17 protein-coding genes and 2 pseudogenes are annotated in these 18,483 nt (G+C 69.9%); 9 read left to right on the forward strand and 10 right to left on the reverse strand.

Going from position 1 to position 18,483, the window contains the following annotated elements:
- Nucleotides 1-12: 12 nt before the first annotated feature.
- The 7 genes from H5398_RS11335 to H5398_RS11365 all read right to left on the reverse strand — a co-directional run bounded on the left by H5398_RS11335 (nucleotide 13) and on the right by H5398_RS11365 (nucleotide 5,700).
- Nucleotides 13-411: a cytochrome c oxidase subunit 4 gene (locus H5398_RS11335; protein WP_182800082.1), complete on the reverse strand. Its 399-nt coding sequence runs from the start codon at nucleotides 409-411 to the stop codon at nucleotides 13-15.
- Nucleotides 408-2,141 (reverse strand): cytochrome c oxidase subunit I, encoded by a 1,734-nt coding sequence (ctaD, locus tag H5398_RS11340; protein WP_182800083.1) that lies wholly within the window; start codon nucleotides 2,139-2,141, stop codon nucleotides 408-410. Before ctaD ends, H5398_RS11335 begins: the two co-directional genes overlap by 4 nt.
- Nucleotides 2,138-2,845: a cytochrome c oxidase subunit II gene (coxB, locus tag H5398_RS11345; RefSeq protein WP_182800180.1), complete on the reverse strand. Its 708-nt coding sequence runs from the start codon at nucleotides 2,843-2,845 to the stop codon at nucleotides 2,138-2,140. Before coxB ends, ctaD begins: the two co-directional genes overlap by 4 nt.
- Nucleotides 2,846-3,144: 299 nt before the next feature.
- The gene (locus H5398_RS11350; RefSeq protein WP_182800084.1) at nucleotides 3,145-3,501 is read right to left on the reverse strand and encodes an iron-sulfur cluster assembly accessory protein; all 357 of its coding nucleotides are present in this window, start codon (nucleotides 3,499-3,501) and stop codon (nucleotides 3,145-3,147) included.
- A 152-nt stretch (nucleotides 3,502-3,653) separates the two neighbouring features.
- Nucleotides 3,654-4,547: a glycerate kinase gene (locus H5398_RS11355; RefSeq protein ID WP_182800085.1), complete on the reverse strand. Its 894-nt coding sequence runs from the start codon at nucleotides 4,545-4,547 to the stop codon at nucleotides 3,654-3,656.
- Nucleotides 4,544-4,879 carry a hypothetical protein gene (locus tag H5398_RS11360; RefSeq protein WP_182782524.1) on the reverse strand — a complete coding sequence of 112 codons (336 nt, stop codon included), beginning with the start codon at nucleotides 4,877-4,879 and terminating at the stop codon, nucleotides 4,544-4,546. The genes H5398_RS11355 and H5398_RS11360 overlap by 4 nt, the downstream gene beginning before the upstream one ends.
- Complete coding sequence (locus H5398_RS11365; protein WP_182800086.1) at nucleotides 4,876-5,700, reverse strand: PspA/IM30 family protein; 825 nt, start codon at nucleotides 5,698-5,700, stop codon at nucleotides 4,876-4,878. Before H5398_RS11365 ends, H5398_RS11360 begins: the two co-directional genes overlap by 4 nt.
- Nucleotides 5,701-5,849: 149 nt before the next feature.
- On the opposite strand from H5398_RS11365, the gene H5398_RS11370 reads away from it, so the two are divergent.
- Both H5398_RS11370 and H5398_RS11375 read left to right on the forward strand, forming a co-directional pair.
- Nucleotides 5,850-6,503, forward strand: coding sequence for a DUF3043 domain-containing protein (locus H5398_RS11370; protein ID WP_182782522.1), 654 nt, complete (start codon nucleotides 5,850-5,852; stop codon nucleotides 6,501-6,503).
- Complete coding sequence (locus H5398_RS11375; protein ID WP_182782521.1) at nucleotides 6,503-6,709, forward strand: hypothetical protein; 207 nt, start codon at nucleotides 6,503-6,505, stop codon at nucleotides 6,707-6,709. Before H5398_RS11370 ends, H5398_RS11375 begins: the two co-directional genes overlap by 1 nt.
- Here H5398_RS11375 and H5398_RS11380 read toward each other — a convergent pair.
- Nucleotides 6,678-6,986 (reverse strand): hypothetical protein, encoded by a 309-nt coding sequence (locus tag H5398_RS11380; RefSeq protein WP_182782520.1) that lies wholly within the window; start codon nucleotides 6,984-6,986, stop codon nucleotides 6,678-6,680. The two genes, H5398_RS11375 and H5398_RS11380, sit on opposite strands and share 32 nt — an antisense overlap.
- Nucleotides 6,987-7,048: 62 nt before the next feature.
- Here H5398_RS11380 and H5398_RS11385 point away from each other — a divergent pair, with 62 nt between their 5' ends.
- A complete protein-coding gene (locus tag H5398_RS11385) occupies nucleotides 7,049-8,551 on the forward strand; it encodes a leucyl aminopeptidase (protein ID WP_182800087.1) in 1,503 nt (500 codons plus the stop codon).
- A 927-nt stretch (nucleotides 8,552-9,478) separates the two neighbouring features.
- On the opposite strand, the gene H5398_RS11390 is transcribed toward H5398_RS11385, so the two are convergent.
- Nucleotides 9,479-9,805, reverse strand: coding sequence for a hypothetical protein (locus H5398_RS11390; protein ID WP_182800088.1), 327 nt, complete (start codon nucleotides 9,803-9,805; stop codon nucleotides 9,479-9,481).
- 135 nt (nucleotides 9,806-9,940) lie between these two features.
- On the opposite strand from H5398_RS11390, the gene H5398_RS11395 reads away from it, so the two are divergent.
- Nucleotides 9,941-11,341 (forward strand): FAD-dependent oxidoreductase, encoded by a 1,401-nt coding sequence (locus tag H5398_RS11395; protein WP_182800089.1) that lies wholly within the window; start codon nucleotides 9,941-9,943, stop codon nucleotides 11,339-11,341.
- Between the two features lie 50 nt (nucleotides 11,342-11,391).
- Complete coding sequence (sucB, locus tag H5398_RS11400) at nucleotides 11,392-13,197, forward strand: 2-oxoglutarate dehydrogenase, E2 component, dihydrolipoamide succinyltransferase (RefSeq protein ID WP_182800090.1); 1,806 nt, start codon at nucleotides 11,392-11,394, stop codon at nucleotides 13,195-13,197.
- A gap of 70 nt (nucleotides 13,198-13,267) precedes the next feature.
- Here the strand turns inward: sucB and H5398_RS11405 are convergent, their stop codons facing one another.
- A complete protein-coding gene (locus H5398_RS11405; protein WP_182800091.1) occupies nucleotides 13,268-14,128 on the reverse strand; it encodes a MerR family transcriptional regulator in 861 nt (286 codons plus the stop codon).
- A 128-nt stretch (nucleotides 14,129-14,256) separates the two neighbouring features.
- Here H5398_RS11405 and idi point away from each other — a divergent pair.
- The 4 genes and pseudogenes from idi to H5398_RS11420 form a co-directional block, all read left to right on the forward strand.
- Nucleotides 14,257-14,799 (forward strand): annotated as a pseudogene (idi, locus tag H5398_RS17820) (isopentenyl-diphosphate Delta-isomerase); the annotation flags it as partial.
- 216 nt (nucleotides 14,800-15,015) lie between these two features.
- Nucleotides 15,016-15,918, forward strand: a pseudogene (locus H5398_RS17825) (polyprenyl synthetase family protein); the annotation flags it as partial.
- Entirely contained in the window at nucleotides 15,915-17,426 is a 1,512-nt protein-coding gene (gene crtI / locus H5398_RS11415) for a phytoene desaturase family protein (protein WP_182800093.1), read from the forward strand. The pseudogene H5398_RS17825 and the gene crtI, both read left to right, overlap by 4 nt.
- Entirely contained in the window at nucleotides 17,423-18,328 is a 906-nt protein-coding gene (locus tag H5398_RS11420; protein WP_182800094.1) for a phytoene/squalene synthase family protein, read from the forward strand. The genes crtI and H5398_RS11420 overlap by 4 nt, the downstream gene beginning before the upstream one ends.
- Nucleotides 18,329-18,483 lie beyond the last annotated feature (155 nt).

Raw genomic sequence — 18,483 nt, forward strand, 5'->3', positions numbered from 1 at the left:
CTGTTGCGCGGCTCAGTGCTTGTAGTCGCCTCGGTAGAACTCGAGGATCCAGCCGCTGGCCGACCAGATGCCGATCCCGAAGCCCACAAGGCTGATCCACGGCTGCGACAGGGCTGGCCCGAGGAAGATGACCATGACGGTCACCGCAGCGAAGAACGGCCAGATGCTCTTGGGTGCGAAGAAACCGATGGTGCCGGCCCCCTCGATCACCTCGGCGTCCTCACGATCCTCGGGACGCGGGTCGAAACTCCGCGCCGTCAGAGTCAGGTAGCCCGCGATCATCAAGCCCAGCAGCCCGCTGAAGCCCAACACGAACGTGCCGGCGATCTCCTGCGCCATGAACCAGTAGATGGGCGTCACCACCGCGAAGAAGACGAAGATGAACCAGAAGACGTACTTCTCGGGCCTCACAGCTTCTTACCTTCCGGCTCGACGATGGGGTTGACGCGGTCCAGCAACTCGCCCGGGTCTTCCGCGTGCAGGTTCGCGGCCTCGACCAGCTCAGGCCGGTGCATGTCCAGCGCGGGGCTGAGGGAGCGGATGCGCGGCAGCGAATCGAAGTTGTGCCGCGGCGGCGGGCAGGACGTGGCCCACTCCAGCGAGCGGCCCCAACCCCACGGGTCGTTGACGCCCACCATGGGCGACTTCCGCGTGATCCACACGTTCCACAGGAACGGCAGCATCGACACACCGAGCAGGAACGCGCCGAACGTAGAGAGCTGGTTGAGGAACGTGAAGCCCTCCCAGGCGCCGTAATCGGCGATGCGTCGCTGCATGCCCTCGACGCCCAGCCAGTGCTGCACGAGGAAGGTGGTGTGGAAGCCGACGAACAGGAGCCAGAAATGCACCTGGCCCCACGTCTCGTTGAGCATCTTGCCGGTGAACTTCGGCCACCAGTAGTAGAAGCCAGCGAACATCGCGAACACCACAGTGCCGAACAGCACGTAGTGGAAGTGCGCGACCACGAAGTAGGTGTCGGAGACCTGGAAGTCCAGCGCCGGCGCCGCCAGGATGATGCCCGTCAGGCCGCCGAACAGGAACGTGGTGAGGAACCCGATGGCGAACGTCATCGACGTATTCAACGTCAACGACCCCCGCCAGATGGTGCCGATCCAGTTGAAGAACTTCACGCCGGTGGGCACCGCGATCATGAACGTCATGAACGAGAAGAACGGCAGGTTGACCGAGCCGGTGACGAACATGTGGTGCGCCCACACCGACACCGACAGCGCCCCGATGGACAGCGTCGCGAACACCAGGCCGTAGTAGCCGAACACCGGCTTGCGGCTGAACGCGCTCAGGACCTCGGTGATGATGCCGAAGAACGGCAGCGCGATGATGTAGACCTCGGGGTGACCGAAGAACCAGAACAGGTGCTGCCAGAGGATTGGGCCGCCCGACGCGGGGTCGAACACGTGCGAACCCAGGACGCGATCCGCCTCGAGCACCAGCAGGCCGGCCGCCAGCACGGGGAAGGCGATGAGGACCATCAGCGAGGTGACCAGGATGTTCCACGCGAAGATCGGCATCCGGAACATCGTGAGCCCGGGGGCGCGCATGGTGATGATCGTGGTGATGAAGTTCACCGAGCCGAGGATGGTCGACAGGCCCAGCAGGTAGAGGCCCATCAGCCACAGGTCGTGCCCGATGCCGGGCGAGTGGATGGCGTTGGAGAGCGGCGCGTAGGCGAACCAGCCGAAGCTGGCGGCGCCGTCGGGGCTGAGGAAGCCGGCGCACGCCATGAGCGAGCCGAACATGTACAGCCAGAACGAGAACCCGTTCATGCGCGGGAACGCCACATCCGGGGCGCCGAGCTGAAGCGGCAGGATGGCGTTGGCGAAGCCCGCGAACATCGGCGTGGCGAACATCAGCAACATGATGGTGCCGTGCATCGTGAAGAACTGGTTGAACGTCTCGTAGTTGACGAACTGCATGCCCGGGGCGGCCAACTCAGCGCGGATGTACAGCGCCAGGATGCCGCCGAACATGAAGAAGCCGAACGCGGTGACGAAGTACATGTTGCCGATGACCTTGTGGTCCGTCGTCGTCAGGTACTTCATCACGGTCTCGCCGAGCCGGTGCGGCTCGGTGCGGGTCTCCTGCTGGATCGCCGTGCGCTCTGTGATGGTTGCGCTGCTCACTGGTGCTCCTCCGGTGCTTCCGTCGGCAGAACGGCCTGAAGGGCCTCCTGCAACTCCCTCTCGCCCGCGTTGCCGTTGGCGGCGAGCTCCCGAACGTGCTCTGCGTACTCCTCCTGAGTCACCACATGCAGCTTGAACAGCATCAGCGCGTGATACTCGCCGCACAACTCCGCGCACTTACCGTCGTAGATACCCAGACGGTTGGGCGTCACCTCAAAGGAGTTGGTGGTCCCGGGAATGACGTCCATCTTGAAGTAGAACGACGGCACCCAGAAAGAATGGATCACATCGGCGGACTGCAGATTGAACCGCACAGTCTGATCGACGGGCAGATACAGCTCCGGAATGGTCTCCAGCGTTCCGACGGTGAACGCATCAGTACCGATGTCCGGGTTGTCCGCCTCCAGGTAGTTGAACGTCCACGACCACTTCTGACCGATCACGTTGATGGTGACATCCGGATCCTCGGAGGTCTGCAGCACGGCGTCGGAGGCCTTGACGGTGTAGAAGAACAGCACGCCGATGATGAGGAACGGCACCAGCGTGTAGAGCAGTTCGAGCGGCAGGTGGTAGGTGGTCTGCCGGGGAGCCGGAGCATCGCCGTCGCGGCGGCGGTAGCGGATGACCGCCCATCCGATCAGGCCCCAGACCAGCAGGCCGATCACCAGGGACGCGATCCAGGCACCCACCCAGACGTCGCCCATCACGGGCGCCTGTTCGGTGGCCGCGACCGGAAGGCCGAACCGCGCCGCCTGCTCGGAACACGCCGTCAAGCCCATCAGGGAGAACGGGACTCCGACAAGCAAGGCTGCACGAACCATCCGCCGACGCGATGGAGCAGGATTGCCACTCACAAGTTGCCCTTCCGTAGACCGAACAGCCCTGCGAAAAACCATGATGGATTCACAGGACACCACTGCTGGGGCCCACCTTAACGCAAAAAGCCACCCCCGCGGAGATGTCTCCACAGGGGTGGCCTAGCATAGGAAGTTTCAGGCGAAACTCAGTGGAAGGAGTCTCCACAGGCGCATGACCCTCCCGCGTTGGGGTTGTCGATGGTGAAGCCCTGCTTCTCGATGGTGTCCACGAAATCGATGCTGGCGCCGCCCAGGTAAGGGGAGCTCATCTTGTCCGTGACGACGACCACGCCGTCGTAGTTGGTCGCGACGTCACCGTCGAGCTGACGGTCGTCGAAGTAGAGCTGGTAGCGCAGGCCGGAGCAGCCTCCGGGCTGCACCGCGATGCGCAGCGACAGGTCGTCGCGGCCCTCGGCGTCCAGCAGGGCGCGCACCTTCTGCACGGCCACGTCGGTGAGGACGACGCCGGTCTGGATCTGGGTATCGGTCACGCTTGACTCCAAATGTTGTAAGTACGTGTGGTGTGACGATTCTACGCCGCTTCTGAAGGAAACCCCATCCCCGTATCGCGGAGGGCGTAGGTTTCTGAGGCTTCGAGGCCGCTGCGCGGCACCTCAGCCAGCGGGAGCGGAACCGCGGAGGGCGTAGGAGATCTTCACCACGACCAGGTGGCGGCCACCTTCGCGGCCACCTCGGCCAACTGCTCCGGGGTCGACGGTTCGTCGCCCGCGCCCGGAAGCAGGGGGTAGGCGGACTCCAGCCCGGCCAGGCGCAGCTCTCTGGCGGAGACGAAGTTGCGGCCCACCACCGCGATCACCGGCCGCAACGCCTCCCCCGCCAGCGACACCACCCGCTTCACCACGGGCCCGCCGACGGCGTGGAAGTCCAGGGACTCGGCCCCCGTCACCACCACATCGGCCTGCCCCAGGGTGCCAGCGAGCCCGTAGCTCTCCTCGAGGAACGTCAGCGGGTCCGTCACCACCCCGCCCATGGCCTGGATCAACAGCCCCGCTCCCCCGGCGGCCCCGGCCCCCGGCCCGGGGACCAGCCCCAGATGAGCGGCCCAGCGCCCGGACACGGAATCCGCCGCGAGCACCGCCGCGAGGTCAGCGCCGCGCTCACGCCCCTCCGTCGCCGCCATCCCCGTCAGGCCGGTCAACGGCCGCTCGGGCTGGCCCTCGGGGACGAGCGCCACGAGCCGACGACCCTCCCACGCCTCCCCCGCGACCTTCAACGCCGCGACAGGCTGCGCATCGAACGCGTCCAGCGCCTCCCGGGCCAGGTCGTCGACCCGGCAGCCGGTGAGATCCACCACGAGGTCGCCGTCGGCCTCGGCAAGGAACCGACCCAGCTCGACGGCGTCCACCGGCGACGCCAGGGTGGCCGCTGGCGCCGCCACCGCGACCGCCGCGGCCAATGCCTCGCCCTCCACGCCCAGTGGGACGACGACCACCTGAGCGCCACGCTCCATGAACGCCCCGGCGATGAGTTCGGACGCCCCGGCCGCGCTGAGCCCGGCCAGGGCGTCCGAGGCAACAACGACTCTCAAAGCTCCGTCGACTCCGGGTCCGACTCGCTCAGCTCATCGTCGGCGTCCGGGATCAGCCCGTAGTACTCGCTGATCTCCTCCAGCAGCTCGCGCATCTCCTCAAGGGTGACATCCACGTCCGGCAGCACCAGATCCGACTCCGCCAGGACGTCCTCGGGAACCTCGATGCCCCGGGCGCGCACACCCTCGACGAGGCCCTTCAAGGCCTCGAGCATGCCGGGCTCGTCGCCCGCCGCCACCCGATCCTCCAGCGCGCGGTCCAGCTCGTTGAGCTCCATCAGATGCTCAGGCTCCAGGACCCACTGACCCTGGCCCATGATCCGCACGATCATGCCTGCGACTCCTGGCCGGGTGCCGGCTGCGCGGCGGGCTGCTGCGCTTCCACAGGGGTCGCGGGCGAGGCCGTCGTACCGTTGGCCGGCGCCGAGATCTCCGCGCGCGGCGCCGGGGCGCCGGTCAGCTGAGCCTTCAAGGCGGCGAGCTCGTCCTCGACGACGGAGTCAGAGGCCAGCGCGTCCAGCTCGCGGGTGATGTCGTCCTTGTACATGCCGCTGGGGTCCTCGAGCGCGCCGGAGGCGAGCAGCTCGTCGACGGCGGAGGCCCGCGCCTGCAGCTGCAGGGTCTTGTCCTCGGCCCGCTGAATCGCGAGGCCGACGTCACTCATCTCCTCGGAGATGCCGGTGAACGCCTCGTTGATGCGGGTCTGCGCCTCCGCGGCCGAGTAGGTGGCCTTGATGGTCTCCTTGCGGGTGCGGAACGCGTCCACCTTCGCCTGCAGGCGGGAGCTGGCGCGCACCAGCTTCTCCTCCTCGCCCTGAAGCTGGGCGTGCTGGGTCTGCAGGTCATCGAGCTGCGTCTGCAGGCCGGCCTTGCGGGTCAGCGCCTCGCGGGCGAGGTCCTCACGGTTGGCCTCCAGGGCGCGCGCCGCCGCCGCCTGCAGCCGCGCCACCTCCTGGCTCATCTTCGTGGCCTGCAGCTCCACGCGCTTGCGACTGGTGGCCACATCCGCGACGCCGCGGCGCACGTTCTGCAGCAGCTCCAACTGCTTCTGGTACGAGTAATCGAGGGTTTCACGGGGATCTTCGTACTTGTCCAGGGTCTTGTTGGCCTTGGACTTGAAGACCAGAGCGATGCGCTCAAAAATGCTGGCCACGGGGTGTCCTTCCACGGAAGTGCAATGTGCGCCTCCACGGTAGCGCGGCGCCGGTCCGCCTGGAGTGGATCGCTCCCCTGAATCAACCCTGAGGCGCCTCGGGTAGAATGGGCAGCCGTACCCGCCCCTCGCGCAAGGACACCAGCACCGTGGCACTGTTCCGCCCCTACGAGCGCTCGCAGAAGACCAGCTCAGCAGATCACATCTCGACGCTGACCCCCAAGGGGGAGAAGGCGGCCGCGAAGAATTCCTCCGGCGCCGCCCCCGCGCCCGCCGTCGAGCAGGGCACCCCGGCAGCCGCGCCGAAGCAGGCGGTGCGCAAGAAGGAAGGCGCCACGCCCACGCGTCGCGCCGCCGAGGCCGCCCGGATGGAGCGCCTGCACCCCACCCTCACCCCGAAGCAGCAGCGCAAGGCCGACGCCAACTCGAAGGCCCGCGCCCGCAACGAGGCCTGGGAGCGGGTGGAGAAGTCCCCCGAGCGCCAACTGGTGCGCGACTACGTCGACACCCGCTGGACTGTCGCGGAGTTCATGCTGCCCGCCATGATCCTCGTCATGGCCGCCGTGATGGTCACCATGAACAACGTCGTGCTGTCCAGCTGGATCTCGATGAGCCTGTGGGTGCTGCTCGGCCTCGTCATCATCAACGTCGGCATCATGTGGCGCGGCTTCAAGAAGCTGCTCGCCGAGCGCCACCCCGACGCCCCCACCAGGGGCCTGCTCGTCTACATGTTCAACCGCTCGCTGATGATCCGGCGCTTCCGCCAGCCGTCGCCCCGCATCAACCGTGGCGACCCCATCTGATGAGCTACCACTGGAAGCCGGAGACCGGCGCCTTCTCCCTCGCGGATTTGGAGGCTGTCGGGCTGCTGCACCGCTTCGAGGATCAGGCCGCAGCCGAGGAGTGGCTCGGCGTCTTCTACGGCGACCTGCTGGAGCAGGGTGTCGCGGAGGTCAGCCTCTACGAGGAGGACCGCCTCATCTACGGTCCGATGTCGCTGCATCCGTGACCCGCTGCTGACGCGCCACCACCACCCCGAAGGCCACCATGCCCAGGCCCGCCGCCACCGCGAACGGGGCCTGCTGCCTGGCCACCGCAATCCGATCCTCGTAGCGCTGCACCTTGCCGCCCCGCTCGTTGGTGAGGCTGGAGTACTCGCAGACGTCGCCGGGCCCCATCTCGATGCCGCGGCAGGACGTCGACGGCGCCGCCCACGACACCACACCCCACGCGGCCACGGCCAGGCCCGCCACGACGAACGCCCACAGGCCCACCCGCTTGATCATGGGCGCAAAGGTACCCGCGGGATGCGGACCGCCCCAACTCCCATGTCGGTAGGCTTGCGCGGGTGAGCCGGAACCCAAACCTGACCCTGACCAAGTCCCTCCCGAAGGGCGTCGACGTCGTCGTGCTCGGCCTGGTGACCATCAACCAGGCCGGCCAGGCCCTCGTCGGCCTCGTCGGAGACCTCGACAAGACGTGCTCGAAGATCTACGGTCGCGGCGTGGCCGATCTGGCCGCGGCGCTCGGCGCCTCCGCCAAGCGTGAAGAGGTCACCTTCCTCCCCGTCGTCGACGGCGCCCGCCTCGCGGTGGTCGGCCTCGGCGACGCGGACGTCACCCCCGCCGGGGTGCGGCTGGCGGTGGGCACCGCCCTGCGGAAGATCGCCGAGCTCCCCGAGGCTCAGGGGCTGGACGTGGCGGTGTCACTGGAGCTGACCGACCCCGAGCTGCTGCGCGCCGCCGGCGAAGGCGCGCTGCTGGGGGCCTACGCGTTCCAGCCGATCACGGCCACGTCAAAGGTCGCGGCGGTGGGCTCGGTGTCGCTGGTGTCGTCGATGCTCGGCGCCGAACAGAAGGACGCCGTCACGCGCGCCAAGACCACCGCCGACGCCGTCTGCCAGGCCCGCGACTGGGGCAACACGCCCCCCAACCTGCTCTACCCCGAGACGTTCGCCGAGGCCGCGCGGCTCCACGTACGCGACGAGCGGATCAGCGTCGAGATCCTCGACGACAAGGCCCTGGATCGCGGCGGCTACGGCGGCATCATGGCGGTGGGCGGAGGCTCCGCGCGCGGACCCAGGCTGGTGCGGTTGAGCTACGCGCCGCGGGGCGCCGAGACGCACCTGGCGCTGGTGGGCAAGGGCATCACGTTCGACTCCGGTGGCCTGGACATCAAGCCGGCCGGGCAGATGGCCGGCATGAAGTTCGACATGTCCGGGGCAGGCGCGGTTGTCGCGGCGACGCGCGCCATCGCCGCCCTGGGCCTCAAGATCAAGGTGACCGCCTACGCCGCGCTGGCGGAGAACATGCCCTCCGGCAGCGCGTACCGCTCGAGCGACGTGCTCACCATGTTCGACGGCCAGACGGTGGAGAATTTCAACACCGACGCCGAGGGCCGCCTCGTGATGGCCGATGCCATCGCCCGCGCCGGCCTGGACAAGCCCGACCTCATCGTCGACGTCGCCACCCTCACGGGCGCCTGCATGGTCGCGCTCGGGCTGCGCACCGGTGGGCTGCTCACCAATGGGGAGGCCACCTCGGACCTGCTGCTGGACGCGGCGGAGGCCGCCGGCGAGGATTTCTGGGAGCTGCCCATCACGGAGCACACGCGCGAGCAGCTGAAGTCCACGGTCGCGGATATGAAGTCGGGCGCCGGACACCGCTGGGGCGGCGCCCTGGTCGCGGCGGCGTTCCTGGAGCGCTTCGTGCCCAACGGCGTGGCGTGGGCCCACCTGGACATCGCCGGCCCGGCGGAGAACCCGGACGCGGCGTACGGCTACGTGCCGAAGGGCGGGACGGGTGCGGGTGTGCGGACGTTGGTGTCGCTGGCGGGGTTGCTGTCGGCCTGACCTGTTGAGGGGTGCCCCGGTTCCCGTTGCCCGGTCCCCTTTGCCCGGTCCCCTTTGCCCGGTCCCCGTTGTCGGTGCCGAGAGGCGTGACTCAAGGCCCGGGCGGCCGTTATCCACTCCTTACACCGTCGACGGTGCAGGGAGGTGGGAGTCGAGGCCGGGTCAGGGCGTGTGCCCGCAGGGCGGCCCTGGCATAGGTCTGCTCAGGCGGGATCCAGTTGAGTGATCCTCGGGCTGGGCATCCCGACGCGCAGCCGCCCTGCCGTCCCCCACCCTCGCGCACATCTCACGATCCGCCCTGCCGTCCCCCACCCTCGTACCCAACCGGCCTCTGGCGTTGGCCGGCTTCGGGGCGGTGGGACCCATTTGGCGCCTGCGTTGAGTCTCGCCGCCGGCGCTACAGCGCCGGCGGCCGAACATAGGACAGGCGGCTCCGGGCCGCCTGCGATACAGAGCAGGCGTCGAGACGCAAGCCAGGCGTCGGGACGTAAGGCAGGCGACGAGACATAAGCCAGGCGTCGGCCCGCTTCGGGGCGACGGCAGCGTTGGCGCCTGCGTTGAGTCTGGCCGCCTGCGCTGTAGCGCGGGCGGCTGAACGTAGGTCAGGCGGCTCCGGGCCGCCTGCGATACAGAGCAGGCGTCGAGACGTAAGGCAGGCGTCAGGACGTAAGGCAGGCGACGGGACGGTAGCAGGGCGGTGGGTGGTGGGGGCCGGGGCAGGTTGGGTGGGCGTTGATGACGGCGTGGCAGCGCGAAGCGCCGCCGCCGGCATCATGGGCGGCCCGACCCCCACCACACGTCGCCAACCCGACCACAGGTCCTGTAGGCAAGATGGGCCAAGTCCCTTGCCAGTTCACTTTCCTTAGGCTTCGAGGCCTCTCCGCGGCACCTCAGCCCGCGGGGGGACGCCGCCGGCTCGGGACGAGGTTACTGGCGGGCGCGCTTCGCGCGGAGGCCGTACTCGCGCATCCGCTTCGGGTACGGGACCACGCCGGCGTCGTAGCAAGGGATGTTGCAGCGGGCCGCGAACTCGTAGCCGTAGGCCGCGCTCGGCAAGCCGCGACGGGTGGACTCGCCGTCGGCCGCCACGAGCAGCAGCGACGGCTTGTTGAACGACGTGGGCTGCTCCACCCATGCCTCCACGCCTCGGCGGGTGGCGACGAAGTGGGTCAGGTGATCGCGCAGAGCATCCGGCACCTGGCGATCCTCCCGTGCCACCTGTGCCTCGCGCCGTCGCCGTCGAAACCAACCCACGGGCCAATTATGCCGAGTCGACGAAACCGCCGGTCCCCGCGGTCCGCCGCGGCGCCTCTCCGACGCCCGGACGGCCACCGCGAGCGCCGTCGAAGTCCACCACCAGCGCTGAGGCGCCATGGAAGACTGGGCCGCATGAGCGACCCCTTTGACGTGGCCATCCTCGGCGCCGGCTCAGCCGGCTACGCCTGCGCCCTGCGCGCCGCCCAGCTCGGGCTGCGGGTGGCCCTCGTCGACGACACCGCGCTCGGCGGCACCTGCCTCCACCGTGGCTGCATCCCCACCAAGGCATGGCTGCAGGCGGCCAAGGTGAGGCGGACGGTGGCCAAGGCGCCGTCGTTCGGGATCGGCGCCACGCTCGGCGAGACGGATGCGGGAGGGATCCTGCGCTACGCCGAAGGCGTCGTCGGGGGCCTGCACCGCGGTCTGGAGTCGCTGATCTCCCAGCGCGGCATCACCGTCATCCGCGAGCGCGGCACGCTGACGGTCGACGAACGTGGGCCCGGCATCGAGACCGGCGCCATCGTGCACCGTGCCCGCGCCGTCGTCGTGGCGACGGGGGCCGCGCCCGTGACGCTCGGCCTCGCGGTCGACGGGGTGCGCATTCTCACCAGCGACCACGCGCTCCGCCTGGAGTCCCTCCCCGAGCGGGCCGTCGTGCTCGGCGGTGGCGTGATCGGGGTGGAGTTCGCGTCGCTGTGGGCGGACCTGGGGGTCGCGGTGACCCTCGTGGAGGCCATGGACCGGCTGCTGCCCGCCGAGGAGCCGGGGCATTCGCGGATCCTGGCCCGCGCGCTCAAGGGTCGCGGGGTGGACGTGCGGCTGGGCGTCGCCGTCGACTCGGCCGAGGCCACCGATGACGGGGTGGCGGTGCGGATCGGAGGCGAGACCCTCCACACGGAGCTGCTCCTGGTGGCTGTGGGGAGGCGCCCCGCCACCGACGGCATGGGGCTGGCCGAGTCGGGCGTGGAGATCGGCCCGGGCGGGCACCTCGTCGTCGACGAGCACCTCCAGACCCGCGTCAAGGGCGTGTTCGCGGCGGGAGACGTGGTGGCGGGGCCGCAACTGGCGCACCGCGGCTACACGCACGGGATCTTCCTGGCGGAGCGGATCGCGCACCTGCAGGGCAGGCACCACGAGCGGCCAGCGCTGCCCCGCGACACCGACATCCCCCGCGTCACCTACTCCAGCCCCCAGCTGGCCTCGGTGGGCCTCACCGCGGCGGAGGCCGGGCCCGAGGCCGACGTCGTCGACTACCACCTCACCGGCAACGGCCGCGCCCAGATCCTGCGTGCACCCGGGGAGCGCGAGACCGGGGTGGTGCGGTTGGTGCGACGATCGGGCGGCGCCATCGTCGGCATGCACGCGGTGGGCGAGGACGTGGCCGAGCTGATCGCCGAAGGAAGCCTCCTGGTGGGCTGGAACGCCACTCCCGAGGACCTCGCCGGCATCGTGCACCCGCACCCGACCCTCAGCGAGGCGATCGCCGAAGCGAACTGGGCGTTGGCCGGCCGGGCACTGCACATGCACGCCTGAATCGCATATAGGCTGGGGGCAAATCGCGGTATGCAAAGGAGCCATCTCACATGTCAACCGAAGTAACTCTCCCGGCGCTGGGCGAATCCGTCACGGAAGGCACCATCTCCCGCTGGTTGAAGGCAGTCGGAGACACCGTCGAAGTCGACGAACCACTGCTCGAGGTCTCCACCGACAAGGTCGACACTGAGATCCCCAGCCCCATCGCGGGCACCCTGCTCGAGATCCGCTTCCAGGAGGACGACGTCGCGGAGGTGGGCGCAGTCCTCTGCGTCGTCGGTGACGCCGACGACGCGGGCGAGGCACCCGCTGCCCCTGCCGAGGAGGCCCCCGAGGCCGAACCTGAGCCTGAGCCAGCCGAGGAGAGCGCCGAGGAGGAGCCCGTCGAGGCGCAGGAAGCTGAGGAAGCACCTGCCGCTCCTGCCAGCGAGCCGTCGGCCGCAGCTTCGTCCGCCGGCGTCGAGGTGACCCTTCCCGCACTGGGCGAGTCGGTCACCGAAGGCACGGTGTCGCGGTGGTTGAAGGAAGTGGGCGAGACCGTCGAGGCCGACGAGCCGCTCCTCGAGGTCAGCACGGACAAGGTGGACACCGAGATTCCCAGCCCCGTCGCCGGGACCCTGCTGGAGATCCGCTTCAAGGAAGACGATGTGGCCGAGGTGGGCGCCGTCCTGGCGATCGTCGGCGAAGCCACCGCCGCCCCGGAGCCGAAGCCCGAGCCCAAGCCTGCGCCCGCAGCGAAGCCCGAGCCCAAGCCCGCACCCAAGGCCGAACCAGCGGCCAAGGCTGAGCCCGCTCCGGCGCCGAAGACCGAGCCCGCTCCGGCGGCTCCGACGCAGGAGCACTCACCCGCCGTCGAGGCCGCCGTCGCACGGCGCGCCGAAGAGGCATCAGCCGACGGCACCTACGTCACGCCGCTGGTGCGCAAGCTCGCGAAGGAACACGGCGTGGAGCTGTCCAGCGTCAAGGGCACCGGCGTCGGTGGCCGCATCCGCAAGCAGGACGTGATCGAGGCGGCTGAGGCAGCCAAGGCCGCGGCCGAGGCGGCGAAGGCCGCCCCCGCTCCGGCCCCCGAGGCCCCGAAGGCCGCTGCTCCGGCAGCCGCCGCCCCGAAGGCCTCGGCGCCCATCGCTCAGGTGCGCGGCACCACGGAGAAGCTGTCGCGGCTGCGCAAGACGATCGCGGCGCGGATGGTGGAGTCGCTCCAGGTCTCGGCCCAGCTCACCGCCACCGTCGAGGTGGACGTCACGGCCGTCAGCCACATCCGGACCCAGGTCAAGGACGATTTCAAGAAGCGCGAGGGCGCATCGCTGTCCTACCTTCCGTTCATCACGATGGCCGCCGTCGAGGCCCTCAAGCAGTTCCCGATCGTCAACGCCACCATCGACACGGAGGCGGGCACCGTCACCTACGCCGACGGCGAGCACATCGGGCTCGCGGTGGACACCGAGAAGGGCCTCCTGGTGCCCGTCATCAAGGATGCGGGAGACCTCAACCTCACCGGCCTGGCGAAGAAGATCGCGGACCTCGCGGCCCGCACGCGCGCCAGCAAGGTCACCCCGGACGAGCTGTCGGGTGGCACGTTCACCATCACCAACTACGGCTCGGCGGGCACCCTGTTCGACACGCCCATCATCAACCAGCCGCAGGCGGCCATCCTCGGCACCGGCGCGCTCGTCAAGCGCCCGGTCGTGGTCGAGGACCGCTTCGGCAACGAGTCCATCTCGGTGCGGCACATGATGTACCTGTCGCTCAGCTACGACCACCGTCTCATCGACGGCGCGGTCGCGGCCAGGTTCCTCTCCACCGTCAAGTCGCGCCTCGAAGAGGGCGACTTCGGGGGCGAGTTCGGCCTCTGAGCCACCACCGATCAACGACGAAGGGGCGCCATCCTGCGGGGTGGCGCCCCTTCTCGTTGCAGTCGGAAGGTCAGATGCGTCCGGCCGCGAGGCTGATGTGGAGGATCGATGCCGCCTCGGCCACCGCGTCGGGCAGCTGGTGCACCCCGGAGACGGAGGCCCGGTGGGACCCGCCCACCCACACCGACAGAGGCGGCGACACCGCGGCCAGCTGATTCACCACCGCCTGCGCGGGCTCGACGGAGCGCTCCGAGGTCACCCCGATCACCGCGGCCCGCGCGCGGCGACCGTCGGCCGCCCGGACCCACTCCTCCACCGGGATGTCGGAGCCCAGGTAGACCACGTTGACGCCGCGACGACGCAGGCAGGTGGCGAACGTGAGCAGCGCCAACTGGTGCCGGTCCCCAGCGGGAAGCCCGACGAGCACCGTCGGGCCGCCAGTGACGGCCGGCGCGGCGTCGAACTCGGCCGAGATCGCCCGCATCAGGCCGGCGCTGGCGAAGTGCTCCTGCGCCACGGACAGCTCGCCGCTCTCCCAGGCGTCACCGATCCGGGCCAGCTGCGGCAGGATCCAGCCGTCGGCCACCTCCTCGAACGGTCCGCTGGCGAACGCGCGCCGCAGCACGTCGTCGAGTTGAGCCGGCTCCAGCGACGCCGCGGCCGCGACGAACGCCTCGGGTCCCGGACGGCCCGAAACCGGGGAGTCCCCGGCGCCCGGCAGCCCTCGCACCGCCTCAGCCGCCCGCGATGCCGGCACGCCCGCCTCGACGAGCGAGGCCATCTCCCGGAGCGCCCCCACCTGTGAGTCGTCGTAGAGCCGGTACCCGCCGGGCGTGCGCGATGGGCGCACCACGTCGTAACGGCGTTCCCACACCCTCAAGGTGGCCTCAGCCACTCCAGTGAGCGCGGCCACCTGCTTGACTGTGTACATTCGCACGTCCCTCCAGGCCAGTCTGATGCACACCGTACCAAAGGTTGAACAAACCTTCTGCAATGCGTTGCATCCGGGTGCCGTTTTCGCTATCGTCGTGCGAAAGATTGAACAAACATTGGACACTCATGATCGCTGACACGAGCTCATCCAGACCGCGAGGCCGCACGGCCCAGCGCGACGACGTGGTCCTGCTCGACGAGGACGGCATGCCCATCGGCCGCGCCGACCGCATGCAGGTGCACTCCACCACCACGCCGCTCCACCTGGCCTTCTCCACCTACGTGTTCAACGCCCATGGCGAGGTGCTCGTCACCCGCCGCGCCCTGGCCAAGAAGACCTGGCCGGGCGTGTGGACGAACTCGTGCTGCGGGCACCCCAAGCCCGGCGAGTCCCTCGAGGACGCGGCCCGGCGCCGGATCCGCGAGGAGCTGGGCCTCAACGTCGGCCCCCTCGTCAGCCTCCTTCCGGACTTCCGCTACCGCGCCGTCGACGCCTCGGGGATCGTGGAGAACGAGATCTGCCCCGTCTTCGCGGCCTTCGTGCCCGACGAGCAGCCCATCGCCAACCCCGACGAGGTCTCCGAGTGGGCCTGGGTGCCCTGGGAGAACCTGTCCGCGGCCATCACCGCGACACCTCACGTCTACAGCCCCTGGGCCGCCCTGCAAGTACCCCAGATCGCCTCGGCGCACCCCGATGCCGTGTGGCGGCCCGCGCCGCCCACCATCGACGTCGGCGCGGCCATCGCGGACGTCGACGCCCTCCTCGCGGCGGAGGTCAACACCCTCACCGTCGAGTGGCAGAGCTACGCCGGAGACCTCGGCCTCGACGTGCTCGAGGCGGACCTGCCACGCTGGCTCGGCGGCCTGCTGGTGGGCCACGGCAAGCGGCTGCGCGTGGCCCTGGCCTACTGGGGGTTCATCGCCACCGGCGGGACCCACGGCTCCTCCGGGTACCGCAACCTCATCCGCTCCGCCTCCGCCCTTGAGACCCTGCATCTCTTCGCGCTCATCCACGACGACGTGATGGACGAATCGGACTCCCGCCGCGGGCGCCCGTCGGCCCACGTGGCCTCGGCGGGATGGCACCGCGCGGCCGGTGCCTCCGGCGACGCGGAGGTCTTCGGCCGCAACATGGCGATCCTCCTGGGTGACCTGGCCCACACCATCTCCGACAGACTCGTCGACGGCCTCCCGCAGCCCCTGCGCGAGGTCTGGTACGCGCTGTCGGTCGAGCTCATCGCCGGGCAGCGCGCGGACCTCACCGGCGCCGCAGCGGCCCGCCGCGACCGTCCCCACGCCGAGCACATCGCCCGCGCCAAGACCGGCCGCTACACCGTCGCCAGGCCCCTCCAGATCGGGGCCACCGCCGCCGGCGCCAACCCCGCCGTCGTCGCCACCCTCATGGAGTGCGGCGACCATCTCGGCCGCGCGTTCGCTCTCCGCGACGAATACCTCGGTGTCTGGGGAGACCCAGACATCACCGGCAAACCCGCCGGGGACGACCTCCTGGAAGCGAAGGCAACCGTGCTCCTCTCCCTCGCCGAGGACCGCCTCAGCGGCCCCGACGCCCACCTCCTCAGCCGCCTCGGCACCCCCGACCTGGCACGCGAGGACGTCGACCATCTCGCCGACGCCATCCGCGCCGCGGGCGTGGCCGACGAGCTCGAAGCAATGATCGCCGAGGCCGTCGACGACGGGCTGGCCTGCCTGGAGATGCCCCCACTCGTGGCGGCCGGCGTAGCCGGTCTCCGCGAAGCCGCCGGCTCGCTCGCCTGGAGGCAGTCATGAGCCGCGGACGACGGATCCCGGGGAAGTCCGGCGCGCAGCGCCACGTGGCCGTGGTGGGGGCGGGGCTCTCCGGCCTTGCCGCCGCGATGCACCTGGCCGGCGACGGCTACCGGGTCACCGTCCTGGAGCGCGAGGCCATTCCCGGCGGCCGCAACGGCCTGCTGGAGAAGGACGGCTTCACGTTCGACACCGGTCCCAAGGTCTTCACCATGGTCTCCCTGCTCCAGGAGGCGTTCAGCGCCGTCGGGAAGCGGGTGCCGGACTACGTCACCCTCAAGCAACTCGATCCCGCCTACCACGCGCACTTCGCCGACGGCTCCACCCTGCTCGTGCGCGCCGGCCACGAGGCCATGCGCGCCGAGATCGCCGCGCACAGCGGCGCGAAGGACGCGGCCGCGTTCGACAAGTTCGTGGTGTGGCTCAAGCGGCTCAACGATGTGGAGCTCCCGCATTTCATCGACGCCAACTTCAACTCCCCCCTGAGCCTGTTCCGGTCTCCGATGGCCGCGCTTGAGCTGATCCGGCTGGGCGGGTTCGGCCGGCTGGGCCCGGCCGTCGCTCGACGGTTCGACGACGAGCGCCTCCATCGGATGTTCAGCTTCCAGGCCATGTACGCGGGCCTGGCACCCGCCCAGGCGCTGGCGCTCTACGCCGTGATCACCTACATGGACTCCATCGAGGGCGTCTTCTTCCCGGAGGGCGGCATGCACGCCGTCCCGCGCGCCATGGCTGCGGCGGCCGCAGACGCTGGCGTCGAGTTCCGCTACTCCACCCCCGTGGAGCGGGTGGAGCGGCGCGCCGACGGCTCAGCGGCAGGTGTGCGCCTACCGGGCGGCGAGGTCCTGGCGGCCGACGCCGTCGTGGTGACGGTGGATCTCCCCGTCGCCTACGAGCGCCTACTACCCGACGTGCGTGCGCCGCGGGTGGCACGCAACGGTCGGTACTCCCCCAGCGCGCTGGTGTGGCACGTGGGCGTCCGCGGCACGCTGCCCGACGGCGTGGGGCACCACAACATCTACTTCGGCAAGGCGTGGGACGAGTCCTTCCGGGAGTTGCTCGACGGCGGGACGGCAATGACGGACCCGTCGCGGTTCCTGTCCGTGCCGTCGATCGACGACCCGGCTGCAGCTCCCGAGGGGTGCCACGTCCTCTACTACCTGGAGCCCGTCCCCAACCTCAAGGTGGGGCGCCTGGACTGGGACGTCGAGGGACCTCGCCTGCGGGAGCGGATGCTCGGCTCGCTCGAGAAGATGGGCTACCCCACCGACATCGTCACCGAGGAGCTCGTCACCCCGGTGGACTGGGAGCGCCAGGGCATGGCGGCGGGCACCCCGTTCGCGCTGGCCCACACCTTCCCGCAGACCGGCCCGTTCCGCCCGAAGAACGTGGATCGTCGCGTTCCCGGCCTGGTGTTCGCCGGGTCCGGCACCACCCCGGGGGTCGGCATCCCGATGGTGCTGGTGTCGGGGAAGCTGGCTGCGAAGAGGGTCGCGGAGATGGGGCGGTGAACGCATCCCTGGACGCCGGCTACCGGCGGTGCGCCGAGCTCACCCGGGAGTACGGCACCACCTACTACTGGGGTGCGCTGCTGCTGCCGAAGTCCCAGCGCAAGGACGTGTACAGCGTCTACGCGCTGTGCCGGCTGGCGGATGACATCGTCGACGAGCCGGACAAGGTGCAGGCCGACGACGCCGCGGTGCCGCGCGACGGGACCCCCCAGGAGCGGCTCGCGGCCTTCCGCGCCACGTTCTTCGACTCCCTGGCCCGCGGGATGGCCGAGCAGCCGGTGATGGCGGCCATCGTCGAGAGCATCAACCGGCGCGGCACGGACCCGGAGTGCTTCGAGCGTTTCTTCGACGCGATGGCCTCTGACTTCACCCGCGACACGTGGGAGACGTGGGAGGACCTGCGCGACGGGTACATGGAGGGCTCGGCCGCGGTGATCGGCGAGATGATGCTGCCGGTGCTCGAGCCCCTCACCCCGGAGGCGATGGGGCCGGCGCGGGCGCTGGGGCAGGCGTTCCAGCTCACCAACTTTCTGCGCGACATCAACGAGGACCTGGACCGCGGGCGTGTCTACCTGCCTCAGGAGGATCTGGCCAGGCACGGCGCGGATCCGTGGCTCCGCCGCGTCACGCCGCAGTGGCGGGCGATGATGGCCGAGCAGGTGGCCCGGAACCGGGAGCTGTACGCCGAAGGGGTCCGTGGGCTCGACATGTTGCCGCCGGCCTCCAAGCGCTGCGTCGGGACCGCGCTCGTCCTGTACAGCCGGATCCTGGACCGGATCGAGGCGGCTGACTACGACGTGTTCTCAGGCCGGATCCGGGTGCCGAACCGGGAGAAGTTGAGTGTCGCGGTGAGGGCGGTCGTGGGGGCGATGCCCTCGGTGAGCTTCGCCGCCGCCCACTGACCCTTCGGACCCTTCCCCGCTGGTTGAGCCGGGCCAAGTCGCGAAGCGGCGCAGCCCGCGTCGAAACCGACCCGAACCTGGCGCACGGACTCGCAAGTTATCCACAGGTGGGCGCATTGCCCTTGCCTGACGCTGTGTCGCAGCCACGATGGGGG

This window comes from Tessaracoccus sp. MC1679, from assembly GCF_014164775.1.
GTDB lineage: Bacteria > Actinomycetota > Actinomycetes > Propionibacteriales > Propionibacteriaceae > Arachnia.